The sequence below is a fragment of the Pseudomonas sp. SWRI99 genome, from assembly GCF_014270125.1.
In the GTDB taxonomy this organism is placed as follows: Bacteria; Pseudomonadota; Gammaproteobacteria; order Pseudomonadales; family Pseudomonadaceae; genus Aquipseudomonas; species Aquipseudomonas hamedanensis.
This window is the reverse complement of record NZ_JABWQR010000013.1, coordinates 15,389-36,219: the sequence shown is the minus strand read 5'-3', so window position 1 is coordinate 36,219 and position 20,831 is coordinate 15,389. Positions and strand designations below refer to the sequence as shown.

Annotated in this window: 14 protein-coding genes; 2 read left to right on the top strand and 12 right to left on the bottom strand. The window is 60.6% G+C overall.

The features are described from left to right. Positions 1 to 98 precede the first annotated feature (98 nt). From HU743_RS12615 to HU743_RS12605, 3 genes are all read right to left on the bottom strand, one after another. Entirely contained in the window at positions 99 to 2,309 is a 2,211-nt protein-coding gene (locus HU743_RS12615) for an autotransporter outer membrane beta-barrel domain-containing protein (RefSeq protein ID WP_186648955.1), read from the bottom strand. A 287-nt stretch (positions 2,310 to 2,596) separates the two neighbouring features. After that, positions 2,597 to 3,433, bottom strand: a complete 837-nt coding sequence (locus tag HU743_RS12610; protein ID WP_186648954.1) for an amino acid ABC transporter permease — start codon at positions 3,431 to 3,433, stop codon at positions 2,597 to 2,599. Next, the gene (locus HU743_RS12605; protein ID WP_186648952.1) at positions 3,430 to 4,251 is read right to left on the bottom strand and encodes a transporter substrate-binding domain-containing protein; all 822 of its coding nucleotides are present in this window, start codon (positions 4,249 to 4,251) and stop codon (positions 3,430 to 3,432) included. The genes HU743_RS12610 and HU743_RS12605 overlap by 4 nt, the downstream gene beginning before the upstream one ends. A gap of 113 nt (positions 4,252 to 4,364) precedes the next feature. On the opposite strand from HU743_RS12605, the gene HU743_RS12600 reads away from it, so the two are divergent. After that, entirely contained in the window at positions 4,365 to 5,267 is a 903-nt protein-coding gene (locus HU743_RS12600) for a homocysteine S-methyltransferase family protein (protein ID WP_186648951.1), read from the top strand. A gap of 121 nt (positions 5,268 to 5,388) precedes the next feature. Here HU743_RS12600 and HU743_RS12595 read toward each other — a convergent pair whose 3' ends face one another. From HU743_RS12595 to HU743_RS12585, 3 genes are read right to left on the bottom strand one after another with little or no spacing between them, the layout of a single operon-like run. Further along, entirely contained in the window at positions 5,389 to 6,060 is a 672-nt protein-coding gene (locus tag HU743_RS12595; protein WP_186648949.1) for a GNAT family protein, read from the bottom strand. A 10-nt stretch (positions 6,061 to 6,070) separates the two neighbouring features. After that, a complete protein-coding gene (locus HU743_RS12590; RefSeq protein WP_186546147.1) occupies positions 6,071 to 6,517 on the bottom strand; it encodes a GNAT family N-acetyltransferase in 447 nt (148 codons plus the stop codon). Positions 6,518 to 6,529: 12 nt separating this feature from the next. Then, complete coding sequence (locus tag HU743_RS12585) at positions 6,530 to 7,153, bottom strand: FMN-binding negative transcriptional regulator (RefSeq protein ID WP_186648947.1); 624 nt, start codon at positions 7,151 to 7,153, stop codon at positions 6,530 to 6,532. A gap of 92 nt (positions 7,154 to 7,245) precedes the next feature. On the opposite strand from HU743_RS12585, the gene HU743_RS12580 reads away from it, so the two are divergent. Then, a complete protein-coding gene (locus HU743_RS12580; RefSeq protein ID WP_186648945.1) occupies positions 7,246 to 8,799 on the top strand; it encodes a PLP-dependent aminotransferase family protein in 1,554 nt (517 codons plus the stop codon). On the opposite strand, the gene HU743_RS12575 is transcribed toward HU743_RS12580, so the two are convergent. The 6 genes from HU743_RS12575 to aspA form a co-directional block, all read right to left on the bottom strand. Then, entirely contained in the window at positions 8,756 to 13,372 is a 4,617-nt protein-coding gene (locus tag HU743_RS12575) for a DUF6543 domain-containing protein (RefSeq protein WP_186648943.1), read from the bottom strand. The two genes, HU743_RS12580 and HU743_RS12575, sit on opposite strands and share 44 nt — an antisense overlap. Positions 13,373 to 13,631: 259 nt before the next feature. Further along, positions 13,632 to 14,657: a histone deacetylase family protein gene (locus HU743_RS12570; protein WP_186648941.1), complete on the bottom strand. Its 1,026-nt coding sequence runs from the start codon at positions 14,655 to 14,657 to the stop codon at positions 13,632 to 13,634. Between the two features lie 257 nt (positions 14,658 to 14,914). Then, on the bottom strand, positions 14,915 to 15,910 hold the full coding sequence (locus HU743_RS12565) for an AraC family transcriptional regulator (RefSeq protein ID WP_186648939.1): 996 nt from the start codon (positions 15,908 to 15,910) through the stop codon (positions 14,915 to 14,917). A gap of 200 nt (positions 15,911 to 16,110) precedes the next feature. Beyond that, the gene (locus HU743_RS12560; protein ID WP_186648937.1) at positions 16,111 to 17,115 is read right to left on the bottom strand and encodes an asparaginase; all 1,005 of its coding nucleotides are present in this window, start codon (positions 17,113 to 17,115) and stop codon (positions 16,111 to 16,113) included. 171 nt (positions 17,116 to 17,286) lie between these two features. Continuing rightward, positions 17,287 to 18,735 carry an alanine/glycine:cation symporter family protein gene (locus tag HU743_RS12555; RefSeq protein ID WP_186618786.1) on the bottom strand — a complete coding sequence of 483 codons (1,449 nt, stop codon included), beginning with the start codon at positions 18,733 to 18,735 and terminating at the stop codon, positions 17,287 to 17,289. A 498-nt stretch (positions 18,736 to 19,233) separates the two neighbouring features. After that, the gene (gene aspA / locus HU743_RS12550) at positions 19,234 to 20,658 is read right to left on the bottom strand and encodes an aspartate ammonia-lyase (protein ID WP_186546138.1); all 1,425 of its coding nucleotides are present in this window, start codon (positions 20,656 to 20,658) and stop codon (positions 19,234 to 19,236) included. Between the last annotated feature and the right edge of the window lie 173 nt (positions 20,659 to 20,831).

Below are 20,831 nucleotides of genomic sequence, written 5' to 3'. Positions count from 1 at the left end.
AGCCTGCTCGCGAATGCGTCGGATCAGCCAACATCATTGCTGAATGACTTACCGCTTTCGCGAGCAGGCTCGCTCCCACAGGGAGAATGTTCAGCCTGTCAGAACGCCATGCGCCATTGACCTGCCACGCCATACGTTCGGCTGTCATTGCCCATTTCGCCGGTTAACGCTACACCAAGGGTGTGCGCCGCCGACAGTCCGAGATCCAGCCCCGCCTCCATGGACAGACTGTTTCGATCCAGCGCGGCACCGGCCACCTCGAAACGCTTGCCGCCCTTGAGCAGTTGCTGACGGGTATCGCTTTCGATCTCGCCGAAGGTGTGTTTCCAGCCCGCGCTCAGCCGTGGGGTCAAGTGCATGCCGTTATCCAGCGAATTGATCTTCGCAACCCGCAGGCCGAAGGTGCTGCTGAAATTGTCACGGGTCTGGCCATAGACTTTCAGCGCCGCATCGCCGCCCTTTTCGCTGTAGGTGTCGCGCTGATAGCGCTGATAACCCAGGCTGGCGAAAGGCTCGAGGGTCAGATGGTCGCGGCCCAGATTGAACCCGGCCTCGGCAAACGCCTGTTGAGTATTGGCGTCGTAGTTGCCTTTGAGGCGATCACTGAAACCCTTGAAGGCGACCCGCCGTGTGCTGCTGCCGTCATGGCGGGCGTAGGTGGCGCCGAGGCGCAGAGACAAGGGGCCGTCCTGGCGCACGGCGTAGGCGCCGAGATGCCAGCTGTCGAGATCATCATCGTATTGACGGGCATCGAGCTGCGTCTGTGATTTGCCGCCGAGCAGGCCGACATGCCATTGCTCGTCGAGCCGCCAGTCGGCGCCCATGACCAGACCTTGGGTGGCGTGCTTGAGGGTGGTGTCGACGTTGCGATCAACTTTGCCGCCATGACCCAGCGCCTGAATCCAGACTCGACCGGAATCTTCGCCGCCCGCCGCTTGGCGAGGTGAGCTGCGCGAGCCGTAAGTTGCGCCGGAACGGTTGTCCAGTTGCCGCATCGCCGAGAGCATGCTCGCACTGACCGGCATGATGCTGTTCAGCGTGGCTTTGGCGAGGTTGGCGCTGCTGCCGGCGGCGAGTTGTTCCAGCGCAATGGGAGCAGTGTTTTTATCGCTGGCCAGCAATGCAGCGACGGCTGCGTTAGCGGGTATTACAGGTTCAGGCACTGGCTGTGCAGCGGCTTCGCTGGTTTGTGCAGTCACGATTTCGTTTGGTATCGATGATGCCGCTGGCGCGGAGCCTTCGATCAAGGTTGAAACTGAAGTCAGGACGGCCGCTGAAGCTGCGGCCGTTATCGCAATTGAATCATCAGATGGCGCCAGCGATGCAGGTGTTGATATCGGTACCACTGGGGAGGGGGAAGCTTCTGGCTCGGTAATACTTTCGCCAAGTGCACTACCGTTTTCTGTAGTGGCAAGATCCTTAAGCGGTATATCGTTGCGAGCGTAAGTCAGTCCGACGGATTTCTTGTTGTACTGGGCTGTGGCGGTCATGAACGCCAGATCGTTCTCGATCCTGCCGAACTGGCCTTTCACCTCGCGCGCTTCAATGATTTTGTATTGGCTGCTTTGCGGATATTCGCCGGGAGCTGCAACGATTTTCAGGGTGGCGCCTTCCAGCTGGGCGGTGCCATCGACCTTGATAGTCTGAGCGCCGCCGGGAGTAACCTCGTAAGCCAGTTCGGCAGTGGGGGACAAATGCAGATTGCCTTTCACTCGCGGACTGCCGAGGGCTTCATTGACGGTGAGCAACCCGTCGACCTCAAGATTTGCCACTGTGCCTTTACCTGCGAAGCCGCCGCCCTTCTGGACATAAACATCACCCTTGATGCTTCCAAGGTTGGTCAGGGCTGCGCCGCTGTTTACCAGCACGCCTTCCTGAAAACTGCCTTTTGGGCTCAGCGTCCAGTCGCCCTGGGCGATGAATAGTCCATTAAAGTTGCGCGTGTCGCTCAACGTGCCGCCGTTCGCAGCATCCAGGAGCAGCACGTTATCGCCCTTACCCCCATCCAGCCGGCCAGTGAAGCTGGCGCCGTCCTTGAGAATGATCAGGTCGTTGACGTCGGTACCGTTGAAAGCGGTTTCTGGTGCTGTGAAGGTGATGGGGACCGTGCTCGCGTCGCTGAGAAAGCCCTGAAGTCGTTGCATGGCTTTTTCTTTAGGGCTTGTTTCCGGCACCTCGGTCGCGTCCACGCTTGGGGGCGGCTCGGTGCCTTCAGCGGGTTGCTCGGCATTGGCCAGCGCTACGCAACCCATTGCCAGCGAAATAGCCAGAGCCAAGTGTTTTGGTGCGAATACATATTGAGCGGTCATCGAGTTCAACCTCCTTGTATGGAGGCCCCAACTCTATTGATGCACCACAAAAACCGCTGTCGGCCGCTTCCCGTAGCCATGCAGCCGACGTCGGATCATTCTGTAGTAAATCCCCACTGGATTTCGCAAACAAAGCTTTTGCGCGGCGGCGCCTGTTCTTTTTCCTACAGCCGATCAGGGGTACAGCGCCAACTGAAAATCACTGAACGCAATGTTCCGCCCATTCGGCATGAAGGTGGGCGTTGTGCGGATTCGCCGGGACAACCTTTGAACCGCGTCGCCCCCCCTCAGCTGCGCCGCAAATACGCCTTGCCGTAGTGCCGCTCCATCCGCGCCTGGATGAGTTCCAGCCCGATCGACATCAGCCAGTAGATGATCGCCGCGGTGGTCAGCATCTCGATGTAGCGATAGCTCGAACGGCCATACGATTGTGCGAGAAACATCACTTCCCAGACGCCCATCACCGAGATCAGCGAGGAGTCCTTGAGCATCGAGATGAACTGGTTGGTGGTCGGCGGAATGATGGTGCGCATCGCTTGGGGCAGGGTGATGCGCCAGAAGATCACACTTTCACGCAGGCCAAGCGCCAGCGACGCTTCGCGTTGGCCGTGATCGACCCCGACGATGCCGGCGCGGAAGATTTCGCTCAGGTAGGCGCCGTAATTCAGCGACAGGGCAATGATGCCGGCGACAATCGCGCCGGGCACGATGCCCAGTTGCGGCAGGCCGAGGTAGATCAGCAGGATCTGGATCAGCAATGGCGTGCCGCGAAAGAACGAGGTGTAGAAACTGGCGATGCCGAACGCCACGGCGCTATTCGACAGACGTGCCAGAGCGGTAACAAAGCCCAGCAGTGACGAAGCGATAATTGAGCAGGCGCACAGGAACAGCGTCAGCGCTGCACCTTGCAGAAAGCCATTAGGCGCCAGTTTAAGACCGACGAGATTGGGCAGCTTGTCGAGGATGATCGCGAACTTCAGATCGAAGCTCAGAAAAAATCCGGCAAACAGGCAGAACAGCGCGAACCAGGTCAGGTACAGCCGGGTGCGAAAGCCGAACAGCCTTTGCAGGCGCGATTCAGCCACCGGTTGCGGTGGCTGTGGCGGAGGCGGAAAAGAAGTCATCGACTGATATCGGCGCCGATCCATTTCTGCGAAAGCTTGCTCAGCGTGCCGTCCTGTTTGAGCTGGGCAAACACCTCGCGCACTTTGCCGTCCCACTGTGGATCACCTTTTTCGATGGCCACCGAGTTTGGCTCGGAGTACAGCGGTTCGCCGGCCAGTTTGAAGCGTGGGTCCTGGTTCAGACGCGGCTGCGCGGTGACCAGATTGGTGAGAATCGCATCCAGCCGCACCCCGGCGCCCAGGCCCAGGTCCTGGAAGGCGACGTTGTCGGTGTCGTAAGGCGCGATCTGCACATCCTCGAACGGATATTGCAGTTGCGTGTCCTCGGCGCCTTCGATGACCAGGTTCTTGTTCAGATAGCTTTCATAGCTGGAGGCGCTGGTCAGGCCGATTTTTTTGCCGCTCAGGTCTTTGGCGCTGTGAATGCGCTCATCCTTGGCGTTGACCACGATCACCGCTGGCGAGGCGTAGTACTCGACGGGGAAGTCGAACACTTCGGCGCGGGCCTTGCTCGGGGTCATCGAGCAAATGCAGATGTCGTAGCGCCCGCTCCAGCGGCCGGCGGCAATCACGTCCCAGGACGGGGTTTCGAGGCGCAACTTGACCCCGAGTTTCTCGGCCACGGCTTTGGCCACGTCGACGTCGAAGCCGTCGAGCTGATTCTGCTCATTGAGAAACGAGAAGGGCGGATAGCTTTCCATCAGCACGCCGACCAGCTCTTTTTTCGCCTCGATGCGATCCAGCGTCGCGCCGCCGAAGGCTTGGGTAGAGGCGGCCAGTATCGTCAGGCCCAAGGCCAATAGCGGTTGGAATTTCACAGTCGATCCCTGTTGAAAAAAGAGGTTGTTATTAACCGAGTGGTGCGTATTAAATAGTTATAAGAACGACTCTGATAGTGAGTTATTTTCATAAGCATATGAGTGAAAAGCATATGGGCGCAGCAGATACGGTCATTCTTGATGGCGGCATGGGCCGAGAGTTGCAACGCGCGGGTGCGCCGTTCCGCCAGCCCGAGTGGTCGGCACTGGCACTGAGCGAGGCGCCGCAAGCGGTCGAGGCCGTGCATGCCGCCTACATCGCCAGTGGCGCCAACGTAATCACCAGCAACAGCTATGCGGTGGTGCCGTTTCACATTGGCGAGGCACGATTTGCCGCTGAAGGCCAGGCGCTGGCGGCGCTGGCCGGGGAGCTGGCGCAGCGCGCCGTGCAGGCGTCGGGCAAAGCCGTGCGAGTGGCCGGCTCGTTGCCGCCGCTGTTTGGCTCGTACCGTCCAGACCTGTTCGAAGCCGATCGCGTGACCGAGTTGCTGACGCCGCTGGTTCAGGGGCTGGCTCCCCACGTCGATCTATGGCTGGCGGAGACCCAGAGTTCCATCGTCGAGGCGCGCGCCATCCACGCCGGTCTGCCGAAGGATGGCAAGCCATTCTGGCTGTCGTTCACCCTCAAAGATGAAGACACCGATGAAGTACCGCGCTTGCGCTCCGGTGAGCCTGTGGCCGAAGCGGCTGCTGCGGCGGCGGAACTGGGTGTGCAGACGCTGCTGTTCAATTGCAGCCAGCCGGAAGTGATTGGTGCGGCGATTGATGCGGCGCGCGACACTTTCCAGCGTCTTGGGGTGGCTATCAATATTGGCGCTTACGCCAACGCCTTTCCACCACAGCCCAAGGAAGCCACGGCCAACGACGGGCTCGATCCGTTGCGCGATGATCTCGATCCGCCGGGTTATCTGCACTGGGCGCTGGACTGGCAACTGCGCGGCGCCAGCCATCTGGGTGGCTGCTGCGGGATCGGGCCGGAACATATTGCGGTGCTGGCGCAAAAACTCGGTTGTTAAGCCATACACGGTCCATTGTGGGAGCGAGCCTGCTCGCGAAGGCGGCGGATCAGTTGCATAGGCATTGACCGATACACCGCTTTCGCGAGCAGGCTCGCTCCCACAGGGCTATCTGTGACATTCAGATTCGGCATTCGGCCAGGGTTTTCAGTTGCCCCGACGTGGTCTGATTCGCCTCTGACAGCCAACGCTCAAACCCTGCGCCGATCGCCGGCCACTCCGAATCCAGCATCGAGAACCACGCCGTATCGCGGTTCTGTCCCTTGACCACCATGTGCTGACGGAACACGCCTTCGAAGCTGAAGCCCAGACGCTCGGCGGCGTATCGGGAGCGGGCGTTGCCGTTGTTGCACTTCCATTCCAGCCGACGGTAGCCGAGTTCGAACGCGTACCTGGCCAACAAATACACCGCCTCGGTACTTTTGGGTGAACGCTGCATCGGTGCGCCGAAGGTGACGTGGCCGATTTCGATACGGCCCTGCGCCGGGACAATCGACATCAGGCTGAGAATGCCCTGCACCTGACCCGTAGCGTTGTCGATGACGCTGAAAAAATAGGGGTCGCTGTTGACCGCGTGGTTGTTCAGCCAGGCGTCGAACGCACTGCGCTGGGCGAACGGACCGTAAGGCAAATAGTCCCAGAGTTTCGGATCAGCGCCGGGGCCTTCGAGGGCGGCGTACAGTTCGTCGGCATGACGCGCCGGATCGAGTTTTTCCAGACGAATGAAGCGGCCCTCGAGCAGGGTGGCGGAAGGGGCGGGTACGCCTTTCCAGTCAGCGAGTGAAGCGGTCATGCGCACCTCCTTAAAGAGCTTTGCGAAACTGGATGAAGCCCGGGCGTTCAGCGATGCGCTCGTAGAGCTGGATCGCCGTGGCGTTGGTTTCGTGCGTCAGCCAATGGACTTTGCAGCAACCATCAGCCTTGGCGGTCGCATAGACATGTTCGATCAGCAGGCGACCGACTCCGGTGCCACGCGACTCGGGGACCACCAGCAAATCCTGCAGATAGCAGGAGTTTTCGATGCTCCAGTTCGAGCGGTGATAAATGTAATGCACCATGCCCAGCGCCCTGCCATCGGCCCAGGCCAGCGCCGCATGCGTTGGTTCGGTCGGGTCTAGAAAGCGCTGCCAGGTACTCTCGCTGACGGCCTCCGGCAGGTCGGTGTTGTAGAAGCGCAGGTAGGCCTGCCACAGCGGCAGCCACGCGGCGTGATCAGCGGCGCTGACCGTGCGAATGTCGATCCGGGTCATGGTGATTTTTCCTTAGCGCATCAAGCGGGCGAGGGTTTGATCGTCGGCGTCCGGGCTGGCGGCGAGGCCATCACGCACGCCGGCAATGTCGGCGGCGCTGCGGTTCTGGCTGAGCTTGCGCTTGCCCTCGAGACGGTCGATGGGGATGGCGAAACCGACGATGGCTTTGAGCATCCCGTCAATGTAATCGGCCGGCGCGTCGTCGACTGACCAGGGCTGAGCGCGGCCCGCTTCATGGCGGTTGGTCAAGGTGCTGACGATGTCGAGCAGGCGCCCGCCGTCGCTGAAGGTTTCGGCATGGCCATAGGCATGCACCGCGACATAATTCCAGGTCGGCACGACTTTGCCGTGCTCGGCCTTGCTCGGGTAGAAGCCGGGGCTGACGTAGGCGTCTGGGCCAGCAAAAATCAGCATCGCCTCGGCGCCGTCACGCAGGTCTTTCCACTGCGGATTGGCCTTGGCCAGATGCCCGTACAGCGTGCCGTACTCGCCTTGCTCGCAATGCAGCAGTACCGGCACATGGCTGGCTTGCAGACCGTTTTCGCCGTGGCTGAGCAGAATGGCCAGGCGCGTGGCGAGGATCAGTTCGTGCAGTTGGGACAACTCTTCGATGGCAAAGGCGCGTGGCGTGTACATGAGCAGATTTTCCTTGGCGAATGCCTGCATCCTAGGCAGGCTATTGGTCTGTTGTAAGAGCCATTGATGGCCAATTTCATAGGTCCATTGCCATGCCTGATTCGCCACCGTTGTCGATGCCCTTCAACCCGGCCGGTATAGCGCTCGATCGCCGCCAAGGCTTGAGCCGCCAGCTCTATCAGGCGTTGCGCCTGCGCGTGCTTGATGGGCGTCTGGCCAGCGGCACGCGGTTACCGGCCAGTCGTGATCTGGCGGGGGCCCTGGGTATCTCGCGCAACAGTGTCGTACGCGCCTACGATCAGTTATATGCCGAGGGGTTTATCGAGGGGCGCGTCGGCGATGGCACCTACGTTGCTCGATTGACCCCGGCGTTGATCCCAACGAAAAAATTATCCACAAAACCATCCACAGGTTTGTCAACAGGCTTACCCACAGCCTTATCCACAGAATGGCTGGATTTTCCTGTAAATCCATCCAGTAAAGTTATCCACAGTGGCGGTTTTTCCCGCATCGAAAAACACCATTTGCCTCGCCCGCCGAGCGGTCCGCCGCGGGCTTTTCGGGTTGGCGTTCCGGCGTTTGACCTGTTTCCTTTCGAGGTCTGGGCCAAGCTGAATGCGGCTTTCTGGCGCAAACCGGATCTGCAGCAACTCTGTTACGGCGATCCGGCGGGTGATGCGCGACTGCGCACGATGATCGCGGCCTATTTGCGCAGCTCGCGTGGCATGCAATGTGCCGCTGAGCAAATAGTGATCACCAGTGGTGCGCAGCAGGGCATCAGCCTTTGTGCACAGTTGCTGGTCGAGCCGGGAAGCGGCGTAGCAATCGAAAATCCTGGCTACCGTGCGGCAGGTCATGCCTTTGCCGTGGCGGGTGCACGCTTGCATGGGATCCGTGTCGACAGCGAAGGCATCGATTGCAACGAAATGGCTCGCCTCAGCGACTGTCGCGTGGCCTACGTGACGCCCTCCCATCAATACCCGACCGGCGTGGTCATGAGCCTGGCCCGACGCCTGGAGCTGCTCGCCTGGGCCGAGCGCACCGATGGCTGGATCGTCGAAGACGACTATGACGGCGAATACCGCTACACCGGCGCGCCGCTGGCGCCCTTGGCCGCGCTCGACCGGCAGGGACGCGTGCTCTATGTCGGCACCTTCGGCAAGGTGGCGTTCCCGGCGCTGCGCCTCGGCTATCTGGTCTTGCCACCGGGGCTGGTGCATGCGTTTGCGCAACGCCGCGCGGTCGACGTCCGGCATTCGGAAGTCAGTACGCAAGCAGTCATGGCCGAGTTCATGGCCGCCGGGCATTTCCAACGGCATATCCGGCGCATGCGCCGTGCGGCGCTGAGTCGGCGCAATGCGCTGCTTGCCGGTTGGCCGGCGGCGGTTGCCGGTGTGGGCAGTCTTCCCGCGGCCTCGGCCGGACTGCACCTGACCGTGGCGGTGGACAGCATCGAGCGCGAGCAGCAGTTGATCGAACTGGCCGCTCGCGCGGACGTGGAAATCAACGGTTTGAGCAGTTATTGGCTAGCCGACTCGGCGACGCCCCTGTTGCAGCGCGCCGGACTGGTGTTGGGGTTCGCTGCCGTGCCCGAAGCGGCCATCAGCGCTGCACTGGCGCGCTTGCGCCAGGCGTGGCAGGGCTGAAGAACAACGCTTGCGCCAGGGTGCTGTCAATTTTGCTGCGGTAAATTTCGATGAGCTCTTCGTTGCTTTTGCCTTGTTGATAGAACGCTCGGCCCAAACGCCGTTGGGCGGCGGTTTTCATGTGCCCAGCGGTGAACGCACTGACCGCGTCGTTGGCGTTGGCATAATGGAAATGGGCGTACCACAGCACCCCGCCGTCTTTATCGCGGACTTCGTATTCGTCCATATAGTCCCGTCGCGAACCCTTGAGCAGGCGTCGGGTAACGGTCTTGGCGATGCGCACGTCGTTGCGACTTTTCAACCACTGCACCCGAGCGGCCGTCGGCGGCTGTTGCTTGATCAGCTGGATGCGCGCCGCAGTACCTTTTTCATAAAGCGCGGTTGCCGCTTCACTGAGCGAATGCCCAAGCCTCTCGGCTGATCCTGTCGAGTCTGCACTTTGGTTCGCTGCGGTCAGTGCCGCATCGATGGCATCGCCAGCGCGGCGTAAACGCGCCGCGTGTTGATGGTAGATTTCTTCGATCTCCACCGGGATCCGCGCGCCTCGCTTGATGTGAGCCTCGTTCTGTCGATAAAACTGCGCTAAGCCGTCCACCAGTGCCGTCGCTGACGCGACGCTTTCTTCGACACTGGGTACGGTCTTGGCAGGCGTCGGAGTCGAGGTGACATGTTCGACCCATTCCCCTGGTGATTTTTCATGAAAGGTGGCGATGACGCCGGTCAGTTGGGTGCGCACCTCGACCAGATCGGTGTCCTCGCCGTTGAGGCTTTTTTTCCGTTCGCCAACCAATGTCCCCTTGAAGCGGGTTTTGATGATCTTTCGGTTCCCTGCCGCCGGTGCTGGCCTGGAGGGACCCGGTAACGGCTCCAGTACGTGCTTGTTGCGCAGCAGGTCGGCGAGCCGTACGTCGCTGCGCGCCTTGAACTCGACCACCCGTTTGCGCACGTGTGCCAACCGCTCGGTGTTGATCTGCTCTGGATATTCTTCGGCGAAGTCGGCGAAGCGTTGATCGACCGCGCTGAATTGTTCGCAAACGTTGCTCAGCGCATCAATCCGTTCACGCAGATCGATCAGGCTTTCGTCCTCGATGAGGCTCAGCGAACTCTGAATGTTCAGCGCAGCATCTTCGATGAGCTCGGCGAGGACCTTTCTCGCATCGGCATGGGCTGCGGTAGTGCCGGTCTTGAGGCAAATATTTTCCGCAAGGCTGATTTGCAGCAGCTTGAGATCGTGCAACTCGTAGCCCGGCAGTGCCTCGCTGTAGGTAAGACGGACCTCGACGGCTTCCTTCCCCAGTCGTTCCAGTTCTTCGAAGCGTGTCTGGGCGAATTCGATTTTTTCAATGATCTTTTGGGTCTGGTCGGTCGTGACTTCCTGGGCCTGAATGTACGCCTGGTCGTCGGCGCGGGTTCCACTGGCGATCATTGCCATCACCGATTGCAGCTGTTGCTGATACTCCGGGATATTTTGACTCAGCCACTCTTGCCCCAGGAACAGCTGCATCTCCAGCCGCTCGATCATGACCGTACGATAATTGGGAATGGATTCTTCCAGCTGCAATGCCTTGATCTTTTCGATGATCGCCTCGTACGCCTGACTTTGCGAGACGAGGGTAGCCAGGTAGCGTTCGCGTGCCTGCGCACGTGTTGCCGGGAGGGCTGTTTGCAAGGCCTGACGGTCTTCCTGTAGACGTGTTTCCTTGGTTTGCATCGTTTGGTCGAATGCTGTGATGTCGGTTTTCAGTGCCTCGATATGCGTGTTGCGTTTTTCTCTTGCCTTGCGCCGGCGTGCGGACAGCCCGCCACCGCGCAGACGCAAGCGCAGATCGATCACCCACTGCGCACCGCCGGCCCGGCTGAGCAATGGTCCGACACGAGGGGGAGGCTGGCGTGAGTCGATGATCTGCACATCCCCGTGCTCATTGAGCATCACCTCGAACCAACGCTCGCCAACCGGCGCGTACCAGCGCTCTTGATGCGCATGGAGAAAACGATGCGCGCCTGTGCTGGCGGCTGTGCCGAGCGCCTTGGGTTTGTCAATCTTGAAGCGGTCGAGTAATTCGTTGAGCGCCACGGGCGAACGTTTCAATGCCGCGACACCGTTGAGCGATGCTTCATGATTGGCCGACAGCTCCGTGCCGGTGATATCGGGTAAGCGTAGCGGCTCGATGAGTTTTAGCGGTGCTGTCGGGAGTGGCGTCATCTCTTCCGTCATCTCTTCCGTTATCGTTGCTGGTTTCGACTCGGGTAACGGCCTGTTGCCCACGGCTGCGCGGTGGGCCAGCACCATGCCCAACGCCAGCAGAATGTCGGCGATGGCGCTCCAGGCGACCTTGCCGGGTTGCTGATTGGCCTCGTCGCTGACTTCCTGAAGGTCATCCAGGATCTGCCAGATCCAGGCGGCCGTGCCGACACTGCGCCCGAGAAACGGCAGGGCTGCGTTGAACATTGCCCAGCCGCCACGTTTGAGCGAGGCCCAGCGCGCTTCGGCGTTGGACACTGACTGGCGGTCAGCCTGGGCGATGATGGCCTGGACATTGGCCTTGTGCAGTGTCGTCAGCACATCGCTTTCGATCGCTGGGGTGCCCAGTGCTACCGGCCCCGACATGTCGAGGGCCGTACTTGGGTTGACGAGCAATTGCGGGATTGTCCAGACCGAAGGCAGGCTGGCCGTGAACACGAACTGGCTGTAGTTGAATCGCGCGTCATCCGGCAGCCAGGCGAGTACCGATTCGCGCAGTTGCCGTGAATGCTCAATGGCATACAGCAGGTTGGCGTGGCTGGGGTACTGCAGCAGCGTCTGCTCGAACAACGGCTGATAGAGCACGCAGGGACCTTTGTCCGTTTCCCGCGGGCCGATGACATACATGTTGGCGACCTTATCGGCCCGCGATGTGCTTCGATGGGCGACGAATGCCAGTTCACGGATGACGATCTCATGGCCATCGACGTGGCGCGTGCCGTGGGTATTGGCCAATGCTGCGACGACATACCGGTAACCCAGCTCATCGATGCCGGCGCGGGCCCGAATCTTGTGTTGCAACGCCAGCAGCGGCAGTTCGATAGCCAACTGGCTGGTGTACAGCGCTTGCAGCGAAGTGGCCTGCCGGATGTCGTCGACCAAGTGCTTTTTCAAGTATGCCGGGTAGGTTTCACCAATGTTGACCGTATTCACCAGCGATTCGACATAGGCCACGGTCATCCAGTCCGGGACGGCGCTGGCGTCTTTGTAGCGGACGGTCTTGTTGCCCAACGGCTGTCCCGCGAGGTTTTGCAGGGCCAGATCCATCAGCGACAGGGACTGGGTCTGGGTATTGCCTGGCCAGACGAACGTGCCCCAGACCTGCAGGCTGGTAATACTGATTTCGATGTCATCAAGGTTTACCTCACTGGCGGTGGGATGGTCCTTGCGTATTTGTTGTGTCAGGGCATCGCGGGTAAACGTTTGCAGGCTGGCCAGTTCGCTCTGAAAGGTCTTGCCGTTGTGTTCATGCTGGACGGTTGTCAGATCCAGCAGATGGCGGCTGTAACGGGTCTGGTCGGCCGCCGGAGCGTTGCTCAGCCAGTCGGGCAGCAACGGGCGCAGGCGCTCGATGTGCGGCTCCAGACGTGGTGTCGGGCGATCAGGATTGCCGGTTGCGCCGGAATGAGGGAACAGGTTGGAGAGGGTCGAACCCTCGAAAAAATTGATTGCGCCGAGGGCGTCGGCCTCAAGGGCAATCAAGGTGCAGGCCTGATGGTCGAAAAAAAGGCCTTGGGGCTCGACCAGGCGCCATTTGAAGCTGGCGCCGGGGGTTCCTTGCCGAAAGCGGCGCGGCAACGCCTTGGCGATGTCCTCCACCGAATCGAAGCGCTGGAAGCCGTTGACCACCGAGTGGGTCACGATCAATGTACGTTTTTCAACCGTCCCGATAATGACCGCCGTATCGAGCATCATCCTGTGACGGCGGTCAGTACCCTCGTCCTGGTCGATGTCGATCAGGCAGGCTCGCGTCTGGTATGGGTCCGCGACTCGCTGAAGCTTGTCCGGGTGGTTGAAAACAGCCTGGGCCATGGCGCACTGGTCGGCATCCCAGCCAAGGCTTGCATCGACATTCCAAACATTGCGCAAGGCATCTGACATTTGCTGCCAGCGCGGTTGACCCGGGTAGGTGAAATCGTCCCAGTAGTCAACCTGCTGCTCTTGATAGGCAATGAACAGTAACGGCGCCAGTTCGTTGAGCAGGCAACCGATGGCGGCGATTTTCACCGGCAGATGAATGGGCGAGAGCAGCTCGGCCTCCCGGGCCAGGAAATGTTCGCCATCGATGTAGGTCACGCTGGAGCCAGACAGGGCGAGCCGTACCAGAACGCCGGTCAGGGACTCGATTTGATTGTCTCCGGGGATGACCCGGTCGCCGACGACAACCCAGGCAGGTGTCACCACCAGGGTCAGTTGCGGATCAAGATCAAGTTGCGGATACAGCGTCTCGAGTGCCGGGCGCAGTGTCTTCGAGGCGACCTCGCGCAACGACGGTCCAGTGACCAGTTGGGTTACGACATCAACGGCACTGGGTGTGGGCATTTCGGACATGGGCACTACCTGCTCTGATTGGAGCGCCGGAAGGCGCGGAATCGGAGCAGGCTAAAGCGGCCGTGGAAAGGTCGTGCGGTAGATAAATATCGCCGGCCAAAAAAGCCCGTACGCGCGATCACTGTGGCGAGGCAGCCCTCGTCACAGTGATCGCGTCATTTTTAAGTGCACCAGTTTTAGACGCGCAGGGTGCGTTCTTCGGCGTGGGCGCCAGCGCTCAGCATCGCGGCGCACAGCGCCGAGGTGATCAGTCGCTTTTTCATTGTTCAAAACCTTCCAGCACGTTCACCGCGTTGATGCCGATTTCTTCCACCGCATAGCCACCTTCCATGACAAACAGCGTCGGCTTGCCGAGGGCGGCAATGCGTTTGCCCATGGCCAGGTAATCCGGGCTGTCGAGTTTGAACTGCGAGATCGGGTCGTCCTTGAACGTGTCAACGCCGAGTGAGACGACGATGACGTCAGCAGCATAGCGGTCGATCTCGTTGCAGGCCCGATCCAGCGCCGCGCTCCACACATCCCAGCCGGAACCGGCCGGCAGCGGATAGTTGAAGTTGAACCCTTCGCCAGCGCCTTCGCCGCGCTCGTCGTCATAGCCGAGGAAGAACGGAAACTCGGCTTCCGGATGGCCATGGATCGAAGTGAACAGCACGTCGCTGCGGTCATAGAAGATCGACTGCGTGCCGTTGCCGTGGTGGTAGTCGACATCGAGGATCGCAACCTTTTTGTGGCCCTGATCGAGAAAGGCCTGGGCGGCGATAGCGGCGTTGTTGAGGTAGCAATAACCGCCCATCAAATCGCTGGCGGCGTGGTGTCCCGGCGGGCGGCACAAGGCGAAGCCACTGTGTGCGCCGGCCTGTATGTGTGCTTGCGCGGTCAGTGCCACCTGCGCCGCGCTGTATGCCGCTTGCCAGGTGCCGGCGGTGATCGGCGCGCCGCCGTCGAAGCTGTAATAGCCGAGCTGGCCGTGCAGGCTGGTCGGTTTGATCGCCCGCAGGGTGCGCGCCGGCCAGGTGTACGGCAGCAAGTCACCGTCGGTGTTGAACGCGGTCCAGCGATCCCACGCGCCTTTGAAAAATTCCAGATAGTCGCGGCTGTGAATGCGTGCGATTGGTTCCAGACCGAAGTCCTTTGGCGCCTGGACCGCACCGAGGTTCTGCTGCTGTACGCGTTGCAGCACATGGTCGGCGCGCGAAGGCATCTCGAAACACGGTTTGAGCTGGCCATCGATGAGTTCACAGCGGCCATGGTGCAGGTGGTGATCATCTGAGTAGATCGTCAGCATTTGTTGTTCTCCGCAAGGCTGATTCGGTTGACCTCAGTGTTGCGGTGCACGGCGAATCGGAGAACGTCGGGAGCGGCCAAAAGGGGATTGATATGGCCAAAACCTGTGACCGCAATTCGCCCCTCGTTGACGCAGGCTGAGGGGTGAAATACGAACCCTTGTAGGAGTGAGCCTGCTCGCGATAGCGGTCTGTCAGCCAACAAAAATGTTGGATGATAAATGGCTATCGCGAGCAGGCTCACTCCTACAAAGGGATATCAATGCGGGCGAAACTGACTCGGCGCCACACCACTCCAGCGCACAAACGCATGACGAAAACTCGCCGTCTCGCTGAAACCCAGCGTCTCGGCAATCCGATAGATCGGCAGTTGATCCTCACACAACATCTGCTTGGCCCGCTCGAAGCGCAGTTCATCGAGCAGTTCCTGATAACTGCTGCCCATGTCTTTCAGATGTCGGCGCAAGGTACGCGGCGAGCATTTCATCTGCTGCGCCAAACCTTCCAGCCCCGGCGCGGCATTCAATTGCGCGCCGAGCAACTGCCGAATCCGCCCCAGCCAGGCCTGGCGCCCGGTAAATTCCAGATTCTGCTTGCGGCAGCGCTCAGCCATGGCTTGATGGGTAATGGCGTCGGCCAGTGGCAACGGTTGATCCAGCCAGTGACGGTCAAAAGCGAACGCGTTGTCTTTCGCCGAAAAGTGCAAGGGCGAGTCGAAGGGGTCGGCATAGCTGTCCCGGTAGTCCGGCGCGGCATGTTCGAAACGCGTGGCGCGTAGCGGCAGCGGATGGCCGAGCAAGTCGTCGCAGATGACTTTCAGCGAGACCAGGCAAAATTCGGCATTGAACACGGCCATGGCCGGGCTTTCGCGATAATCGGCGGCGACGAACCAGACCTGTTCGCCAGCGTCTTCCAGGCTCAGTTCGAAAAGTGTTCCCAACAGCGCCGGATAGCGGATCGCCAAACGCAAAGCGTCACCGAAGGTGGCACAAGTCAGCAGTGCATATCCGAGCATGCCGTAACAGGACACGTGCATGCGCCGGCCTAGTTCGAGGCCGATGTCACGCTTGAGCGCGACGGCGTTGGTGCAGACCTGCATTTCCTGATGGGTGGTGATACGCGTGTCGGCACGCTGCAGATCCGCCGCTACGATGCCGCTGCCGGCCAATAGCGCCTCGCTCGACAGGCCTTCGGCCTTGAACGTGTTGAGGATCAGCGAGACGGCGTTGAGGGTAGTGAGGTGGGAGTGGAGCATGGGATCTTCCAGTCTGGAGATAGCTGGAATGCAGCAAGTTATATGCCGTACGAATATCCAGATGAACACACTTTATTGTGGCGAGGGAGCTTGCTCCCGCTGGATTGCGCAGCAATCCCAAACCTTGCGACTGCTTCGCAGCCGAGCGGGAGCAAGCTCCCTCGCCACAGTGGTGTGATCCCGCAGGGACTTGTGTCAGTTCAGATCAGTTCGCCGCAGAGATCCAGTTCGATCAGTCGGCGCACTTCAGCTGTTTCCAACCCGGCACCCAGCAACCCATGCAATTTGCCAAACGCCGCTTCCCGCGTCATGCCCCCACCGGACAACACACCCACGCCGCGCAAACGGCTACCGGCCTCGTAAACATCCAGTTCCACGCCACCTTCATGGCACTGCGTGACCGCGACCACCACCACGCCGCTATCCCGCGCGCGGGCGAGGCTGGCGAGGAATTGCGGGTTGTCGCTTGGCCCGGTACCGCTGCCGTAACATTCCAGCACCAGGCCTTGAAGGCCACTGTCGAGCAGGCCGTCGAGGATTTCGGCACTGATGCCGGGGAACAGCGGCAGCACCGCGACGTTCGCCAGTTGCCTGGGCTGGTTGTAGTTCAGAGAGGCAGGGATCGAAGCGGCTTTCGCTCCGCCGCCCTGACGCTCCAGGCGTTGGAACGGATGGCGGCCGAAGCTGCGCACTTTCGCGCAACGGGTCGGGTCCAGCAACTCACCGTGGAAATACAGATGCACACCCGGTGCCAGGCCCCGACCGAGAGCAACCAGCGCGCCGCTGAGGTTTTCCCAGGCGTCGCTGTCGGTCACGCCCGCCGGCAACATCGAGCCGGTGAAACACACCCGGGCATGCAGGCCGAGCAACTGGAAGCTCATCGCGGCCGCGCTGTAGGCCAGCGTGTCGGTGCCGTGCAGGATCAGCACGCTGTCGCAGCCCTGTACCTCAACGGCATCGACCACCGCTTCGCGCAGTTGCTGCCAATAAGCCGGGGTCATGTTGGCGCTGTCGATCAGCGGCGACATCTCGCGGAAACGCCACTGCGGTACGACGAGTTCAGGCTGGCTGTGCAGATAGTCGCGCATCCGTGTTTCGAAACCGGACGCCGGAGCCAGACCGTTGGCGCTGGCCTGCATGCCGATGGTGCCACCGGTGTAGAGCACCATGACGTGTTGAGCGGCGGGATAAGTCGACGAATTCATAGGATTCTCCGAAACGATGAGGTCCCTGTGGGAGCGAGCCTGCTCGCGAAGGGGGAATCCCTTTCAACATTAATGTCGACGGATCAACCGCTATCGCGAGCAGGCTCACGCCTACAGGTTATTGCACCACAATAACCGACGGGCGCAGGGGATGCGCCCGTCATTTACCTGTCAGCGTTGCGCAGCAGGTACGCCTTGCGGCGCAGTTTCAGTGTTGCCCTCAGCTGCCGGCGGGTTGACCGGCCAGGCGTTGCGATCCAGATCGAGATCGGCGAACTTGCTGGAGTCGAACACTGGCTGTTTAACGCCGGCGCGGCGCTGCTCGTCGTAGTCGCGCATCACCCGCAGGCCTACCTTGAACAGCATGGCCAGGGCCACCAGGTTGACGAAGGCCAGGCAGGTCATGGTGATGTCGGCAAAGGCGAACACGGTCGACAAGTCCTGCATCGAACCCCATACCACCAGCGCCAGCACCAGACCGCGGAAAAGCATCAGCAGGGCGCGGTTGCGGCTGAGGAACTGCAAGCTGTTCTCGCCCAGATAGTAGTTGTAGAGAATGCAGGTGAAGACGAACAGCGACAGCGCGACGCTGACGAACATTCGACCCCAGTCACCGACCACGGCGGCGAGCGAGTTCTGGGTCAGGACAATGCCGTCACCTTCGAAGCCTGGCGTATAGAAGCCCGACAGCAGGATCAGCAGCGCGGTACAGGTGCAGATCACGAAAGTGTCGAGGAACACACTGAAAGCCTGGACCACGCCCTGCGCGCCCGGGTGTTTCACGGCGGCCACGGCGGCGACGTTCGGCGCACTGCCCAGGCCCGCTTCGTTGGCGAACACGCCACGCTTCACGCCCATGACGATGGCGCTGCCGAGCAGGCCGGCAAAGGCCGGGTCGAGGCCGAAGGCGCTCTTGAAGATGGTTTCCAGCATGGCGGGCACGTGTTCGATCTGGGTACCGATCACGTACAGGGTCACGCCGATATAGGCCAGCGTCTTGATCGGTACCAGCAGATCGGACACCGAGGCGATGCGCTTGATGCCGCCGATGAAGGTGATGGCCAGCAGCACCGCCAGGACAATGCCGGTGTGCTGTGGGTTGAAGTCAAAAGCGTTCTGCAGCGAGTGAGTCACGGTGTAGGACTGCAGGCCAATGAAGGCGAAGCCGTAAGTAACCAGCAGCAGAACGGAGAACACTATTGCCATGCCCTTGAGCTTGAGGCCGTGCTGGATGTAGTAGGCCGGGCCGCCGCGGTACAGGCCGTCGCCATCGGCGCGCTTGTAGACCTGAGCCAGGGTGCATTCGAAGAAGCTGCTGGACATGCCGACCAGCGCGGTCACCCACATCCAGAACACCGCACCCGGACCACCGAGGGTCACGGCGATGCCGACACCGGCGATGTTGCCGGCACCGACGCGGCCGGCGAGGCTGAGCATCAAGGCCTGGAACGAGCTGAGCTGTCCGGCGCTGCCTTTGAGGCTGTCGCGGAACACCGCGAACATGTGGAAGAAATGCCGCAATTGAACGAAACGCGAGCGAATCGTGAAGTAGCTACCGAGCCCGACAATGAGCACGATCAGTACTTTCCCTGAGAGGAAGTCGTTGATGACTTCGAGCATGGATTTTTCCTCGCTGTTTTTTGTGGGTGCAAATGCTGGATCGGAGAAACATCGTGTTACACCGGTCTGCGCGCGGCACGACGGGTGAGGCGAAGGTTTCGTCCCGGATCCATATCGCGGGTTTTGTTATTAGTTCGGGTTTCGCATGGGTTTGGGCCTCGTTACCGACGACCGCTCACGCGAAGAGGGGCGGCACTATACCGATCAGTGGCGCGCCCGTCTGCACGGTTGTGGTGCAAGCGACGAAACGAAGCTTTGAAACACCCGGCGTTACCGGCGCCGGGCTTTTGTAGGAGTGAGCCTGCTCGCGATGCAGGCGCTGCGGTTCTCATGGCACACCGCGTCATCGTTCATCGCGAGCAGGCTCACTCCTACAGAAGACGTTTGTCCTTCAAACAGTTAAAAAAAAGGGCTCGGGGACAAAATCCCCAAGCCCTCAAAAGGTGAGAGGTGTCTAGTCCCTCGACCTGGTGAGCGGTGCTACAAGTGCGCGTCGGTTCAGGCTTTGAGCGGAACCAGGCGCGGGGCAATCATGTTTTCCGGGCGCAGGATGTCGGCGAGCATGGCTTCATCGAGCAGGCCTTCTTCGCGCACCAGTTCCAGCACACCACGGCCGCTTTCAAGGGCGAGGCCGGCGATGCGCGTGGCGTTTTTGTAGCCGATGTACGGGTTCAGTGCGGTGACCAGACCGATCGAATGTTCGACCAGTTCACGGCAGCGCGCTTCGTTGGCGGTGATGCCGACGATGCAGTGTTCGCGCAGCATGTCCATGGCGCGTTGCAGCAGGCGGATCGAGTCGAAGATCTTGAAGGCGATCAGCGGCTCCATCACGTTCAGTTGCAGCTGACCGCCTTCGGCGGCCATGGTCAGCGCCAGATCGTTGCCGATGACCTGGAAGGCCACCTGGTTCACTGCTTCCGGAATCACCGGGTTGACCTTGCCGGGCATGATCGAACTGCCTGGCTGACGCGCTGGCAAGTTGATTTCGTTGATGCCGGTACGTGGGCCGCTGGACAGCAGGCGCAGGTCGTTGCAGATCTTCGACAGCTTGACCGCGGTGCGCTTGAGCATGCCGGAGAACAGCACGAAGGCGCCCATGTCGGAGGTCGCTTCGATCAGGTCGGCCGCCGGAACCAGCGGTTGACCGCTGATCAGCGCCAGACGCTGAACCGCCAGCGCCTGATAACGCGGATCGGCGTTGATGCCGGTGCCGATCGCAGTGCCGCCCAGGTTCACTTCGGTCAGCAGTTCCGGGGCCAGTGTCTTCAGACGCGCGAGGTCTTCGCCCATGGTGGTGGCGAACGCGCGGAACTCCTGGCCGAGGGTCATCGGCACGGCGTCTTGCAGTTGGGTACGGCCCATTTTCAGGACGTGGTCGAACTCTTTCCCCTTGGCCGCGAACGCCTGGATCAGGCTGTCGAGGCTGGCCAGCAGGGTGTCGTGACCCAGCAACAGACCCAGACGGATCGCGGTCGGGTAGGCGTCGTTGGTCGACTGCGCCATGTTCACGTCGTCGTTCGGGTGCAGGTACTGGTACTCGCCTTTCTGGTGACCCATGGCTTCAAGAGCAATGTTGGCGATCACTTCGTTGGCGTTCATGTTGGTGGACGTACCAGCGCCACCCTGAATCATGTCGACCACGAATTCTTCGTGGTAATCACCGCGGATCAATCGTGCACAGGCTTCGCTGATGGCAGCGTGCTTGGCTTCGCTCAGATGGCCCAACTCACGGTTGGCGTCAGCGGCGGCCTGTTTGACCATCGCCAGGCCGACGACCAGTTTCGGGTAGTGCGAAATCGGAACGCCGGAGAGACGGAAGTTATTCACCGCTCGCAGGGTCTGGATGCCGTAATACGCTTGAGCGGGTACTTCGAGGGCGCCAAGCAGGTCGGTTTCTGTGCGGAAAGATGCAGCGGAGGACATGATAGAAATCATCTCGATAAGGACCCGGTCTGTGCCGGAACGCTGCGAATGCTAGGCTTGTAGGAATTTTTGGGCCAATGCTGTTCAGCACTGCCCTATGCACATTCGGCATAATGCCGATGTGACGCCGCCTGTGCGGCAGACGTGTGACCTGTTTTGGTGCGTGTCCGGGA